General features: G+C 70.5%; 9 protein-coding genes. 1 reads left to right on the plus strand and 8 read right to left on the minus strand.

Features of this window, described 5'->3' with window-relative positions; translation table 11 throughout:
• Positions 1-52 precede the first annotated feature (52 nt).
• The 8 genes from ACFWDI_RS35255 to eccD all read right to left on the minus strand — a co-directional run bounded on the left by ACFWDI_RS35255 (position 53) and on the right by eccD (position 9,578).
• Positions 53-424: a hypothetical protein gene (locus tag ACFWDI_RS35255; protein ID WP_385310435.1), complete on the minus strand. Its 372-nt coding sequence runs from the start codon at positions 422-424 to the stop codon at positions 53-55.
• Between the two features lie 2 nt (positions 425-426).
• Positions 427-882, minus strand: coding sequence for a YbaB/EbfC family nucleoid-associated protein (locus ACFWDI_RS35260; RefSeq protein ID WP_108153178.1), 456 nt, complete (start codon positions 880-882; stop codon positions 427-429).
• Positions 883-1,024: 142 nt separating this feature from the next.
• On the minus strand, positions 1,025-4,330 hold the full coding sequence (locus ACFWDI_RS35265) for an AAWKG family protein (protein WP_385310438.1): 3,306 nt from the start codon (positions 4,328-4,330) through the stop codon (positions 1,025-1,027).
• Between the two features lie 128 nt (positions 4,331-4,458).
• Entirely contained in the window at positions 4,459-4,926 is a 468-nt protein-coding gene (locus tag ACFWDI_RS35270) for a type VII secretion system-associated protein (protein ID WP_215089262.1), read from the minus strand.
• Positions 4,927-5,257: 331 nt separating this feature from the next.
• On the minus strand, positions 5,258-5,566 hold the full coding sequence (locus ACFWDI_RS35275) for a WXG100 family type VII secretion target (RefSeq protein ID WP_108153175.1): 309 nt from the start codon (positions 5,564-5,566) through the stop codon (positions 5,258-5,260).
• An 85-nt stretch (positions 5,567-5,651) separates the two neighbouring features.
• Complete coding sequence (locus tag ACFWDI_RS35280; protein ID WP_108153174.1) at positions 5,652-5,987, minus strand: hypothetical protein; 336 nt, start codon at positions 5,985-5,987, stop codon at positions 5,652-5,654.
• A 600-nt stretch (positions 5,988-6,587) separates the two neighbouring features.
• The gene (eccB, locus tag ACFWDI_RS35285) at positions 6,588-8,126 is read right to left on the minus strand and encodes a type VII secretion protein EccB (protein ID WP_385310441.1); all 1,539 of its coding nucleotides are present in this window, start codon (positions 8,124-8,126) and stop codon (positions 6,588-6,590) included.
• Positions 8,127-8,171: 45 nt separating this feature from the next.
• Positions 8,172-9,578, minus strand: coding sequence for a type VII secretion integral membrane protein EccD (gene eccD / locus ACFWDI_RS35290; protein ID WP_385310444.1), 1,407 nt, complete (start codon positions 9,576-9,578; stop codon positions 8,172-8,174).
• 454 nt (positions 9,579-10,032) lie between these two features.
• Here eccD and eccCa point away from each other — a divergent pair, with 454 nt between their 5' ends.
• Positions 10,033-14,061, plus strand: a complete 4,029-nt coding sequence (eccCa, locus tag ACFWDI_RS35295) for a type VII secretion protein EccCa (protein WP_385310446.1) — start codon at positions 10,033-10,035, stop codon at positions 14,059-14,061.
• Positions 14,062-14,173: the final 112 nt, after the last annotated feature.

Consider the following 14,173-nt stretch of genomic DNA (forward strand, 5'->3'; position numbering starts at 1 on the left):
GGACGGAGCGGCCGCTCCCGGCATGGTGCGGGAGCGGCCGACGGCGCGGAGGTCAGCGGCGGCCATGCCCGCCCGGGCCGCCGTCGAGCCCATGGGTGTCGATCTCTCTGTTGTTCTGCTCGATGTCCTCGATGTTGGCGTCACGGGTGTTCTTCATCAGCCGGACCTGGCTGACCGTGGCGTCGGTGACCCCCACCAGCGCGTCACGGATGGACATCATGGTGTCCTTGGTGGTCTGCCGCTCCTTCTGCTCCTGCGGCTTGGCCTTCTCGGCGAACTCGCCCTCCGTACCCGGCCATCTGACCGTCGGAGCCAGCTCGTCGAGGAACTCCTCGGTCATGCTTCTGGCCAGGGTGCCGATCTCTTCCAGCTGTCCCGCCAGAGCCTCGATGCGCTGCGGGTCGACGTAGTACCGCTGTCCCATCGTCAGTCCTCCCCGTCCTCGCCGAGCGCGTCCCGCCAGGCGGGGGCGGCCTGGCCGCCGCGCTCCTTGTCCTCGTCGTCGTCGCGCAGGACCTCGGGGCCGAAGATCCGCTCCCAGTCCAGCTCGAAGCCCTTCAGCTCCGGCACGTTGCTGCTGGGCTCGGCGAAGGGCGCCATCGCCTTCATCACATGCCGGTTCATCTTCACGCGTGCCGCGTTGGCCGCCTCCAGGACGCTGGCGGCCAGCTCCTGGGGGGACATGTCGCGGTACTTGTTCTCCAGGAACTCGATCCCGGTCAGCTCACCCTGCGGGCCCACGCTGGCGCGGACCGCGCGGTCGGAGGAGAGCACCGCGAACGACGCCTGACGCAGCTCGCGCTCGGTGCGCGCGACCGCCTCCTGGGCCGCCTGGAGTTCGGCCATCGCCTTCTCCAAACGCTTCTCCAGCGGTTCCGTCACGCCCGCTCCGCCCTTCTCCGTCGGTCTCTCCCTAGGTCCGTCAACTTCCCCGCTGATCTTGCCTGGTGAGGGCTCGGTCGGGGAAGCCGGGGCCGGGTGGGATTCGTCTCTCCCCAGTGGTCACGCCGGACCAGCACCCTGGTCACCGCCCGATGACGGCCGGGGTGCCGCCCTCCTCGGTGCCCCACACGTCCTCGTCCTCCTCCAGATAGTCGGCGGAACTGGTGGACCTGCGGCCCGGCTGCGCCTCCTCCTCGGGGGAGTCGCCGCCACCGGTGGTCGTCACCCGGGCGGCCGGGGTCAGGAAGGTGTCACTGTCCTCCTGACGGTTCCACGGACTGCGGCGACGGCGGTTGCGGCGCTCACTCTCCTCCGCCGCGTCGACCAGGACGGCACGCACCCGCTCGCCGTTGCCCTTGTCGCCGCCCGCGCCCATGCCGCCCATGCCGCCGCCCATCGGCATGCCGGGGCTGCCGGGCATTCCGGGGGCGCCAGGGGTGCCGGCCGCGGCGGCCGTGGTGGCGGCCGGACTGAGCGGGGTGGCCGTGCTGTCCGAGAGGGGTGCGACTCCCGCCGCGCTGAAACCGTCCGAGGACGACAGGGAGTCCGCCCCGGAGAGGCCGCCGCCGGAGGCCCCGGTACTCACGCCGCCGCCGAGGCCCAGTTCGGAAAGGGGCACGTCGCGGGAGGTGGTGCCGCCGCCGATCCCGTTGAGGTCCCCGAGGCCGTCGAGGATGCTCGAACTGTTGTTGCCGCCCGACGAGTTGAGTTCGTGCAGGTCGACCGTCTCGGTGTTGCCCTGCGCGTCGGTGATGGTGGCGATACCGGTGTCCGGGTCGATGACCTGGGTGCTGCCGTCCGGGAAGGTGGTAGTCAACTGGCCGTTGTCCAGGATGGTGCTGGAGCCGTCCGAGTTGGTCACCTTCGCCCCGTGGGTGAGGTCGGTGGTCGTGGTCGTGCCGTCCGCGTCGGTGGTGGTGAGCAACCCGCTGTCCGGGTCGAACGTGGATTTGCTGCCGTCCGCGAACGTGGTGGTGAAGTCGCCGCTGTCGTCGAGCTCGGTGCTCCCGCCGGTTGGGGTCTCCAGGCCGGAACGGTCGCTGTTGAGGTCGCCCAGGTCGCCGATCGTCTCGGTGGTGATGTCGGAGTTGATGTCGCCCAGATCACCCAGACCGTTCAGGTCGTTCAGGTCGTTCAGGTCGTTCAGGTCACCGAGCCTGTTCTGGCCGTTGAGATTGCCCAGGTCGCCGAGGTTCTCGGTGGTGGTGGTGCCGTCCGGGTTGGTGGTGATCCCCTGGCCGGTCGCGGGGTCGACGGTCTGGGTGGTGCCGTCCGGGAAGGTCGTGGTCAGCTTGCCGTCGTCACCGAGGGACGTCACCGAGCCGTCCGGGTTCGTCACCTTGAGGCCGTCGCCCAGGTCCTGCGTGGTGACGGTGCCGTCCGGCGAGGTGGTGGTGAGCAGCCCGCTGTCCGGGTCGAAGGAGGTGCTGCTGCCGTCCGGGAAGTCGGTGGTGAGCTTGCCGCCGTCGGCCTGGGTGGTCCCGCCGGTCGGGGTCTTGAGCGGGCCGCCGCCCCCGGCGTTCAACCCGCCGAGGTTGCCAAGGGGCGTGGTGATCGGCGTGTCGTTCTGGACCCCCTGGCCGTCACCGAGCTGGCTGTTCACGTCGCCGATGTCGCCCGGGCTCTCGGTGACCGGGTTGTTCTGGTTCAGCAGGTCGTCGAGGCCATCGAGGCTCTGTGTAGTGACCGCGTTGGGATCGTTGAGGCCGCCGAGGCTCTCCTGCATGGCCTTGGCCTGCTCCTCGGCCTCGCGCTTGGCCCCCTCCTGCTCGCGCTTCTGCTCCTCGCGCAGTTCGTCCTGGTACTTCTTGTCCTCGTCGCGCTGCTGGTTCTGCTCGTTCCGCAGGTCGTCCTGGAGGCGCTTGGCCTCCTCCTGCTCCTTCTCCTGCTCCCCGCGCAGTTCGTCCTGGTACTTCTTGTCCTCCTCGCGCTGCCGGTTCTGCTCCTCGCGCAACTCGTCCTGATACTTCTTGTCCTCCTCCCGCTGCCGGTTCTGCTCCTCGCGGAGTTCATCCTGGTACTTGCGGTCCTCCTCGCGCTGCCGCTCCTGCTCCGCGCGGAGTTCATCCTGGTACTTGCGGTTCTCCTCGTTCTGCCTGTTGATCTCCTCCTGCTCCTTCTTCAGCTTCTTCTCCTCGTACTCCTCCGAGGCCGTGCTGGTGGACTTCGGCTTGGGTACGTTCTCCGAGAAGTCCTTGCCGAGGTCGATGAAGTGGTTGTTCAGGTCCGACTGCACCTGGGCGGCGGGCTTGCCCAGGTACTCGTCGACGCCCTGGCTCCAGATCTTGACGGCCTTGTCGCCGACCTTCGCCCAGTTGGCGATGTCGGTCAGGTCGCCGTACTCCGGGTGCACCTGCGAGAAGCCGCCCTGCGGGCTGTGCCTGACGGTCGTGGTGTAGCGGGTGGTGGTCGACGTGATGTCCGTCTTGGCGACGTTGTTCGAGTCCACCCACTGGGCGAGGTCGTCCAGAACGTAGCGCAGCACCTGGTGCGGGTCGTAGTACGAGGACTTCGCCCAGGTCAGCCACGCGTCGAGCAGCTTCGTGGCGGAGTCCTCCAGGTACTTGCGGCCCAGCGAGAGGGCGCGTGAGTACACCGTGTTGCCGGTGCCCGTCTCGTCGCCGGTGCCGACCGAGGAGTCGAAGGTCTCGACGTAGTTGTCGTAGTTCTCGCGGATCTTCTTGATCAGGCTGCGGAAGACCTCCGCCGCTTCGCCCTTCCAGCTCGCGTCGTCCCGGCCGAAACGGTCCTCCCAGTCCTTCAGCACCGTCGCGTGGTCCCTGAAGAACTTGGCGGCGAAGTCGAAGGAGTCCCCGGTGGTGTTGAAGGAGTTCAGGTCCACCGCGTCGCCCCCGGCCACGCCCAGGTTGCTGAACCGGGCGTCCTGGCTGCTGCCTCGCAGCAGGGCGAGGAGCGCCGCCCGCGGCCCGTTCATGTACCGGGCGAGCGGGATGGTGCTCATCTTGTCCTTGTTGTAGTCCGTGAACTCGTTGCCCTCACGGACCTGGGCGTCGTGGACGTTGTCGGAACCCGGGCCGGCGAAGATGATCTCCTCGCCGGCCTTCACGCGGCCCTCGAAGACGATCCGGGCCTGCATGATCGACCGCTTCTTGCCGCTGTCGAAGAACCAGATGTCGTAGTCCTCGCCATTGTTCGTCAGGAAGCCGGAGTCCTTGACGAGCAGGCTGAGGCTGCGCTCCTTGATGTCCATCCGGAAGAGCTTGCCGCCGTGATCGGATCGGAGCGTGTCGAAGACGGTGTTCCTGTCCGGCACCGGATAGCCGGTGATGTGGGTGACCAGGGTGGCCCAGGTGTCGCTCGACGGGTCGCCGGCGTTGTCGAACTTGTCGAGATTGGCGACGGAGTTGGGATCGTACCGATCGGCCACCGGGCGCCCTTTCTGGTCGGTTGTCGTCCGTGCCGGCGCACCGCGTCTTCGTACGGATGGGCAGGCGTGTGTCTCTCACAGGGGCGCGCCGAGCGGCCGTGGCCTCTGCCGGCGCGCGAGGCTCTGACTCAGTCGTCTTCCGGTTCGCCGGTGGTGCCGGCGGTGAGCGTGTCGACCTCTTCGAAGGTCTGCAGCAGCGTCTGCGCGTCGATCGCCCCGAGGTTCTTGTCCTTGGTCTTGTTCGCCTCCTCGATAGTGTCCGTGAGCGCCTCCTTCAGTTCCTTGAAGAGCTCCATCTGGTCACCGAGCAGCTTGTCGATGGACTCGGCCGCGGCGCGCACGCCCTCGATCAGCTTCGGTCCCGAGACCAGGGGCTCGGTGACCATCTTGCCGATGCGCAGGAGCTGTTTGTCCTGGTCGAGGTTCTCCGCGGTGGTGTGCCCGTCGACGAGCTGGCCGAGCGGGCGGATGGTGGACCCGTCGCCGTCCTCGCGGTGCTTCTTCGCGGCGGTGTAGACCGGCTGTACCTCGTTGTCCCGGAAGTTCTCCATCTGCTTGAGGTCGAAATGCTTGACGTCGGCCTTCTCACCGGCCATGGGACGATCTCCTGCTGCTTGGTTGCCGGACGGGGATACGGGATGACCCGGTGGGCATGTGGCGTACGGACGAGGGACGGATCGGCGGGCCTGCGCGCGGGGTCGGCCCACCGGGTCTCTGTCGGGAAACCCTCGTCTGCTCGGCGGCGTCCGGCACGTACTTCCCGGAGTCCTGGAGCAAGGGCGCGGCCTGTTGCCTCACTTGCCGCAACCGTCCGCATGGGGCTGCCATGCGGACGGTTCGGCGCCTTCGACCTCACGCACGCGACGCCGGGTCCCGCCCCTCGGGACGGACGAGGGGAAAGCCCCGGCCGGGCCCGGGGCCCAGGCCCTAACGGGCCCGCACATTGCCCCAGTTGTCGGCGCTCTTGCGCTCGTCACGGGAGTGGTTGTCGTGGATGGTCCGGATCAGCTCGCCGTTGTCACCGAGCAGTCGCGCCATGTTCTTGGTGGCGTTGTCCCACTCCGCCTGGACCTCACGGTACTTCTCCTGGTCCGCACCCTCCCAGGAGGTGACGAGCGGCTTCAGCTCGTCCTCCAGGTTGTTGAGGGTCGTGATGATCCCCTGGGTCTGTTCCATCAACTCCTCGATGGCCTGCTGAACCTTGGGGTATTGCACGTCGATGATGCCGTCGGCCATGACGTCTCCTCTCGAAGGCCGGGCGCCGGGCCCGGGAAGCTCACGAAGTCCGGCCCTGTCGAAGAGGGCCGGTACCGCGGGTGGTTCAGCGCAGTGCTTCGAAGACGCCCTGGCTGGTCTTGCTGTTGAGGACCTCGGTCAGGTCCTCGTTCTCCTTCGCCAGGCGGTTGGCGGAGGTCACGTTCTCCTGGAGCGCGTCGATCATCGTGCTGATCTGGACGACGACCTTCTGTGCCTCGGTGTTCCAGCTACGGAAGAGCTTCAAGAGGGCCTGGCCCTCGTCGCCACCGACGCCCGAACGCGCGGCGATCTGGGCAACGTTGTCCTGGATCTTCTCGACCTGGTTCCGGGCCGACTCCAGAGAGGAGACGCCCCCCAAGCCCTTGGCATAATCCGCTTTCCTCGCGGCACTGTCCGCCATGTCACGCTCCCTTCGTTCAGGCGCGTCTCGTCGCACCGTTGCCCGCTGAGGCTAAAGAGAAAACAGGGTTCCGCGCAACGCGTGCACGGAAGATGTGAGCAACGGCCGGTTCGGAAGAATTCGCCTGTACGGCAACGGAGTTGTGCGAACATTGCAGCAGGATGAACAGGTGCGCCCGAACGACGGGCAGGCAGGACGTGACCGTCCGCAGGTCCACCCCCGAACGGGCGAAAAGCGGGCACGCGAAGAGACCGAACGGTCATCGGGAAGGTCCGAACCCGGCAATGCGCGCGTACTCGCGGAGTTCCCCGGGTACCGCCGGGCCGAATTACTTGAGCTTCTCCTGAGGTTTCGCCTTCGTATGCGGCACCGCGACAACTCCTCCGACTCGGCGACTTCGCGCCATCTGCGCCGAGTTCGGCCTGATGTTTCCCTCCGGGCGTCCTTTTCTTTTCTTTTCCCTCGGCGCCGTATGTGTTCCTTGCCGGAATCGGTGTGTGGTGTCAGCTCTGTGAAGCGCCGCCCCGCTGCGTCCACCTTGCCTGCCCCATCCGCCCCATCCGCCCCATCCGCCTTGTCCGCCTTGTCCGCCTTGTCCGCCTATTCGGTCTTCCCGGGCTGCTCCGACCGATCGGCGGCGCCGCACTCGGGAGCCGTCACCTTGGGTTCGGTGGCGCCGGCCGCGGCGGTCGCGTCGAGGTCCGCGCCGGTGGGGAAGGCCGCCAGCAGCGGTGCCGGGACCGAGCCGATGTCCGCGGCCTCGTACCCGAGTGCTGCCAGCGATTCCTTTGCGGAGACGCGGTACTTCACGCCGTTCTCCGCCACCAGATAGGTGGTTCCGGCGTGCGCGGCACCGCTCGCGTGCAGGGCCCGGACCAGAGCGCCGTGCCCCGGCCGTACCACCGTGGCGTCCGTCGGGACACAGGGCGGCTTCAGCGGCTGGGCCGTGCCCTCCGACACCGCGACCGGGGCGAGCTGAGTCAGCGGGACCAGCACCGACCTGATCCGCACGCCGCCATTGTCGCCGTCCACCTGCGCGCAGAGCGCGGTGCCGCGGTCCGCGGACTGCGGGAGCGGCGGCGCGTCCGGCAGCTCCGCGGATCCGGCGGAGCCCGCATCCTTCGCCCGGTGCTCGCGCAGCGCGTCCGCGCCGACCGTGCGCGCCTCGGGCGACTGCCCCTGGTAGGCGTCCTTCTGGGTGGCCGGGTCGCCCAGCACCAGGGCGGCGCCGAGCCGGGTCAGCGGCACCAGGCCGTCCTTGCGCAGCAGGTGGTAGGTACTGCCGCCGCCGGGCACGCTGACCTTGAACAGCTGGCCGATCCGGCTGGCCTCACCACCGAGTTCGGGGCCCTCCTCGCCGCGCCCCGCCACCGCGGGCGGCTTCAGGGCGGGGCCGGGTGCCAGCGCGTCGAGGAAGGCCGCCGAGACCCGCATCGGCTGCTGGGAGCCGTAACCGAGGGCGTTGCGGGCGTCGGAGGCACGGTCCAGCGGCAGCCTACTGCCCCGCCACACCAGGTACTCGGTGTCGTCCGGGCCGCGTACCAGCACACCGCGGTCGCGGCCGATGCCGCGGGAGTCCAGGGGCATCCCGGCCGCCACGGTGGTGGCGCCCGGCTTGTCCACCCCGCTGGTCGTCACGACGCCGGAGGTGTTGGGCAGCGCCCCGTCAGGACCGGTGACGCACATGTGCCAGGCGCCGTCGTCGAGTTGGCCGGCCCCGGGCACGGCGTCCGGGGCGCCGGGGATACCGACCGGGGCGCCCACCGGGACGCCCTGCAGCGAGGGCGTACGGACGTCCGCGGTCGCCAGGTCGGAGCCGCCGATCAGCTTCGCCGAGGCGTAGTTGCGCACGGGGTGCAGTACGCCGTCGGTGCCGGTCCACAGATATCGGGCGCCGGTGTCACGGTTGACCACCAGGTGCTTGCCGTCGCGCCAGCCGTCGTTCCCGCCGGGGCGCAGCAGGCCGTAGACGGTGGCGCCCGCGCCGATCAGGACGGTGACCAGTACGCCGAAGACCACGCCCCGGGTGGTGCGCCCGAGCGGGCTCTCCGGGGCGTCCGGGTCGGCCATCAGCAGGCTCGAGCTGAGCCTGCCCATCATGAACGTGTGGGCGTGTACCTGGTCTCGTTTGGACTGCACGGCCTCTCCTCAACTCCTTCTCCATGCCGCGGCGTAGGGGTGTGCTCAGCCGAACAGGCCGCGCAGCCAGCCGAAGAGCCCCGCCGCCCAGAAGGCGAGCGGCAGCAGCGCCACCGCGAAGCCGGTGTGCGCCAGTTCCGCCGCGCGGCCCCAGTACGGCAGCACCCGGCGGCCGGGCACCGTCCAGGCGGCGATCACGAGTGCGGCCGCGGCGGCAAGCAGCACCACGAAGACCAGTACGCGTCCGTCGCCGTGGTCGTCCACCGCCCAGGAGCGGGCGAGCAGCAGCAGCCCCCAGACGCCGGGTACGGCCAGGGTCAGCCGCTGCCCGATGTGCACCAGGCCGCGGCAGTGCAGGAGCAGCAGCAGGCTCAGCCCGACGGAGGTCAGCACCTCGGGCAGGTTCGGGTGGTCGGTGAGGACGACCAGGGCGGCCGCGGCGATGATGCCGGTGGCGGCGAAGAGCGCGGTGACCCAGCGCCCGGCCAGTTCGGTGCGCTCGGCGACCTCGTCGCCCGCGTAGGGCTCGATGCCCTCCTGGAGCTGGCTTGCGGAGGACGGCAGCGCGGGCAGGCGCATCCCGGCCAGTTTGAAGGCGAACGGTGCCACCGCTCCGGCGGCGAGGGCGACCACGGTCGCCACCAGCGCCACCGAGGCCGGTACGTCCAGGCCGGTGTAGCCCATCAGGGCCCCGGCGATCGCGGTCGCCACCGAGACCAGCGCGGTGGCGAAGAGGGCCGGGGCGCCGACCGCGGTGGCGGCGAGCGCGAGGACCGCGCCGCCCGCTCCGGCCGCGCCTGCCGCGAGGAGCCGTGCGCCCGCGACCTGTGCCGCGTCGGGGCCGGTGAGGTCTCCGCCCGGCAGCAGCCAGCCGGCCAGCGCCAGGCAGGGCGCGACGAGCAGGGCGAGCGCGGTCGCGGAGAGGCGGTCGCCGACCGCGCGGCTGGCCGAGCCCGCGCCCGCGAGCAGCAGCAGCCCGGTCACGGCCGCGTAGGCGACCTGGTTGGATTCGGAACCGGTCGCCCCGGGCCAGAGCACCAGCGCGAGGGCGGCCGCCACGGTCGCCACCGCGGTGCCCACCAGGAGTCCGCGGGCCGCTTCGGGGTGCCAGGTGTGCAGCTTCCGGCCCGCGGTGTCGGCTATCCCGTCCACCAGGTCGTCGAGCCGGGCCTCGGGCAGCGCCTCGGTGTGCGGGCGCAGGTAGAGCACGGCGCCGTCGGCGAACCCGGCGTGGGCGAGGGTGGTCTCCTCGTCGAGCGGGGCGCCGCCGAGTTGCTGGAGCACCCAGCCGGCATGGTCGAGACCGGCCTCCTCGGCTTCCTCGCCCACATAACGGAGGAGCGTCGGCAGGAGATCGGCGACCGGCACGTCGGCGGGCACGGCCAGATCGACGGAGACGCTCGGCGCACGTACGGTCAGGCGGCACAGCTCGGCCACCGCACTGTCGGTCATCAGCTGAACTCTCGTCTTCCGTGGGGGCTTTGACAGGTGGACTTCCCCGGGAGAGGGGACCCGCGAAGAGTACGGAAGGCCGGCGCGGCCAGGAACGGGGGTACCGGGCTGGGGAATTGTGTCCGCGCGGCCAGCGACCGCCTCTCCCACGTGGACAGGTGGCGTTCCGTGAATGCAGACTACTGCCTATGCCCGCCGGATCGTGCTGCGGACCGGACTCATTGTCCGGTATGGAGTTGTCCTTCACGGGAGTTGACCGTCCCCGCTATCCGCTCGAAACATTCACCCCGGCGTTCACCGCGTCATGCGGCACCCGGAGAATCAGCTCGGTGCGGTCTTTCCCGCTACCGGGCGTGCCGGTATTCGGTGCGGGCCACAAAGGCAGTGAAACCGGAGGTTCTGTTCCTTGAGTGTGGTGCTGTTTCGCCGGCCGGCCCGCAGACGCGGACCGGAGATGCCCGAGGGTCAATTGACCCTTCAGGAGCCACCGGTCCTCGCCGAGACCGCGCCCGACACCTCGGCGATATGGACCTATTTGCCGATGGCGCTGATGTCGGTGTCCATGATGCTGATGTTTCTGCGCCCCGGCGGCGGGAACGGCGTCTTCATGTATCTGGCGATGGGCGTCATGGCGCTCTCCGCCGGTGCCATGCTGCTGGGGCAGCTGATGCGCCGCTCCAGCGAGCGCAAGCAGCGCCTGAAGGGCGAACGCCGCGACTACCTCCGCTATCTGGCGCAGACCCGCAAGCGGGTCCGTGCCACGATCGTGGAGCAGCAGCGTGCGCTCGCCTGGCGCCACCCGGACCCCGCCTCGCTGCGCTCGCTGGCCCGCACCTCGCGGCTGTGGGAGCGCCGTCCGACCGACGAGGACTTCGGCGAGGCCCGACTCGCGGTCGGCGAGCAGCAGCTCGCGCTCACCCTGCACCCGGTCTCCACCCGACCGGTGGAGGACCTCGAACCGCTCTGCGCCCACGCCCTGCGCCGCTTCATCCGCGCCTACTCCACCGTCCCGGAACAGCCCCTCGGCCTCTATCTGCGCTCCTCGGCCCGGATCCTGCTGCGCCCCGAGGAGACTCCGGGCCGGGCGACCGCCGAGCCGGTCCTCCCGCCGGCCGGGGAGACCGGCGGGGCCCGGGCCGAGGGCGGCGCCCCGGTGGAGGACCCGACCGACGCCGTACGCGCTCTCGTGCGCGCCGCGCTCGGTCAGCTCGCGGTGTTCCACGCGCCCGAGGAGCTGTGGATCGCGGTCTGTGTCAGTGACGAGCGGCGGCCCGACTGGGAGTGGGTCAAGTGGCTGCCGCACGCGCTGCACCCGCACGAGGAGGACGGCGCGGGTCAGGTCCGCCGGATCACCGCCGACCTCACCGAGCTGGACGACCTGCTCGGCGCCGAGTTCGCCGAGCGTCCCGGCTTCGACGCGGATGCCCGCCCCGGTCGTGACGAGCCCTACACCGTCGTCGTCCTGGACGGCGTCACCGTCCCCGAGGGCCATCGCTGGGAGGGGCACGGCTACCGCAGCGCCGTGGTCCTCGACGTCTCCGGGGCGCTGCGCTGGCGGCCCGGCCGCAACACGCTGCGGCTGACCGTCGGTCCCGACCGGGTGAGCCTGGTGCGCACCGACCGCAGCCGCAAGGAGCGTTCCGTGCCGCTCGGCCGCCCGGACCGGCTCGGCCCGCTCGCCGCGGAGTCGCTGGCCCGGCTGCTCACCTCCCGCCGGATCAGTCTGGGCACCGACATCGCGCAGCCACTGGACAGCGACGTCGAACTGACCACCCTGCTCGGCATCCCCGACCTGCACCGGCACGACCCGGCCACGCTCTTCGCCCGGCACACCGGCGCCGCGCGGCTGCGGGTTCCGGTCGCGGTCGGTGTGGACGGCCGCCCGGTGGAACTCGACATCAAGGAGTCCGCACAGGGCGGCATGGGCCCCCACGGCATGCTCATCGGCGCCACCGGCTCCGGCAAGAGCGAGCTCCTGCGCACCCTCGTCCTCGGCCTCGCGCTGACCAACTCCTCCGAGACCCTCAACTTCGTCCTGGTCGACTTCAAGGGCGGCGCCACCTTCCTGGGCCTGGAGGAACTCCCGCACACCTCCGCCGTCATCACCAACCTGGCCGACGAAGTGGCGCTGGTGGAGCGCATGCAGGATGCCCTGCACGGCGAGCTCATGCGCCGCCAGGAGCTGTTGCGCTCGGCCGGCAACTACACCTCCGCCCTGGAGTACGAGCGGGCCCGCGCCGCGGGGGCCGACCTCACCCCGCTGCCGAGCCTGTTCGTGGTGGTCGACGAGTTCAGCGAGCTCCTCTCCACGCACCGGGAGTTCATGGACCTGTTCGTGATGATCGGCCGCCTCGGCCGCTCCCTCGGGGTGCACCTGCTGCTCGCCTCGCAGCGCCTGGACGAGGGCCGCATGCACCAGTTGGAGAGCCACCTGTCGTACCGGGTCGGCCTGCGCACCTTCTCCGCCATGGAGAGCCGCGGCGTGCTCGGTGTGCCGGACGCCTATGAGCTCCCGGCCCAGCCCGGCAGCGGCTATCTGAAGTCCGGTGTGGAGTCACTGACCCGCTTCCGGGCGGCCTACTCCTCCGGCACCTACCGGCGTCGCACCGGCGCGGTGGTGCAGGCACGGGTGGCCAGCCAGGTGGTGCCGTGGACCAGCGGCTGGGTGGTGCCGCGCACGCTGGAGGCGGCGCCCGAACCGGAGCCGGAGACCGAGGAGGACGAGGAGACGCTGCTCGCCGTGGCCCTCGACCGGCTGCGCGACTCGGGCCCCGCCGCCCACCAGGTGTGGCTGCCTCCGCTGGACGAGCCGTCCCCGCTGGACGCCCTGCTGCCCGGCATCGCTCCGGACCCCGAGCGCGGCCTCACCGCTACCGGCTGGTCCGGCACCGGCAAGTTGCGGGTTCCGGTCGGCCTGGTGGACAAGCCCTTCGAGCAGCGCCGCGACCCGCTGATCGTGGACCTGTCCGGGGCAGGCGGCCACGTCGCCATCGCGGGCGGTTCGCAGAGCGGCAAGTCCACGCTCACCCGCACCCTGATCGGCGCCCTCGCCCTCACCCACACCCCCGCCGAGATCCAGTTCTACTGCCTGGACTTCGGCGGCGGCGGCCTCTCGCAGCTCGCCGCGCTGCCGCACGTGGGCGGCGTCGCGGCGCGGCTCAACCCGGAGCGGGTGCACCGGGCGGTCGCTGAGGTGATGACGCTGCTCGCCCGGCGCGAGCAGTTCTTCGTGGACCACACCATCGACTCCATGCAGTCCTACCGCCGCCGCAGGGCAGCCGGGGAGTTCCCCGACGAGCCGTTCGGTGATGTGTTCATGGTGGTCGACGGCTGGTCGACGGTCCGCCAGGACTACGACGACCTGATCCCGAAGTTCAACGAACTGGCCGCCCGCGGCCTCAACTACGGCATCCACCTGCTCATCACCACGACCCGCTGGGTGGAACTGTCCGCGCAGGTGCGCGACCAGTCCGCCACCCGCCTGGAACTGCGGATGGGGGATCCGATGGACTCCGAGATCGACACCCGCAAGGCCCGCTCGGTGCCGCGCAGCGGCGGTCGCGGCATCACCGCCGACAGCAAGATGCACTTCCTCGCCGGCCTGCCCCGGCTGGACGGCAGCGGTTCCCTCGAGGACCTCGGCGAGGGCGTCGCCCACCTGGTCACCGAGGTCGCCCGGCACTGGTCCGGCGCACCGGCCCCGCAGGTGCGGATGCTGCCGCACCTGCTCCCGCTCGCCGAACTCCCCGCGCCCGAGTCCACCGAGGGCGGCGGCATGCGCCTGCCTCTCGGTATCGACCAGGACGCCCTGGAACCGGTCTGGCACGACTTCAGCCGCACCCCGCACCTGATCGTGGTCGGCGACACCGAGAGCGGCAAGACCAACCTGCTGCGCGCCATCACCGCGGGCATCACCGCCCGCTACTCCCCCGCCGAGGCGAAGATCATCGTGGTGGACTACCGCCGCACCCTGGTGGACACCGTCCCCGAGGAGTACCGCATCGGACACGTGATCTCCCTGGACAACCTCAAGGAGACCATCGAGGGCGCGGCCAGGGCGATGAAGACCCGCGTCCCCGGCGCCGACATCGCCCCCAGCCGCATGCGCAAGTGCGACTGGTGGACCGGCCCGCGTCTGTTCATCCTGATCGACGACTACGACATGGTCTCCGGCAGCTCGTTCCAGAGCCCCATGGAGCCGCTCTTCGAGTACCTGACGCTCGGCTTCGAGATGGGCCTGCACCTGGTGGTCGCCCGCAGTGCCATGGGCGCCGGCCGCGGCCTCAGCGACGGACTCATCCGCCGCCTCGACGAGGCCAACAACCCCGCTGTCCTCCTCTCCTGCCCGCCAACGGAGGGCCGTCTCTTCGGCAACGCGAAGCCCCGGAACCTCCCTCCGGGCCGAGCGCTGCATATCGCCCGTCGCCGGGCGAAGCTGATGCAGACGGCACTGGTGGAGGAGTCCCAGGGCCAGGCGGACTGAGGGACCACGAGCGCGGAGGGTACGTACGGAACCGGTAGCGGGGGGCCCGTGTGGTGGGCCCCCCCGCCGGGTGCGGGCCCGGTGTTAGGCGCGGGTGGGCGGCCGCCCCCCC

The organism is Streptomyces sp. NPDC060064 (genome assembly GCF_042736455.1).
GTDB lineage: Bacteria > Actinomycetota > Actinomycetes > Streptomycetales > Streptomycetaceae > Streptomyces.

Excerpts from the sequence above, each read along its gene's own strand:
- ACFWDI_RS35255 (WP_385310435.1), bottom strand. The coding sequence starts at position 424 with ATGGGACAGCGGTACTACGTCGACCCGCAGCGCATCGAGGCTCTGGCG.
- ACFWDI_RS35270 (WP_215089262.1), bottom strand. The coding sequence starts at position 4,926 with ATGGCCGGTGAGAAGGCCGACGTCAAGCATTTCGACCTCAAGCAGATG.
- ACFWDI_RS35275 (WP_108153175.1), bottom strand. The coding sequence starts at position 5,566 with ATGGCCGACGGCATCATCGACGTGCAATACCCCAAGGTTCAGCAGGCC.
- ACFWDI_RS35280 (WP_108153174.1), bottom strand. The coding sequence starts at position 5,987 with ATGGCGGACAGTGCCGCGAGGAAAGCGGATTATGCCAAGGGCTTGGGG.
- eccD (WP_385310444.1), bottom strand. The coding sequence starts at position 9,578 with ATGACCGACAGTGCGGTGGCCGAGCTGTGCCGCCTGACCGTACGTGCG.
- eccCa (WP_385310446.1), top strand. The coding sequence starts at position 10,033 with ATGCCCGAGGGTCAATTGACCCTTCAGGAGCCACCGGTCCTCGCCGAG.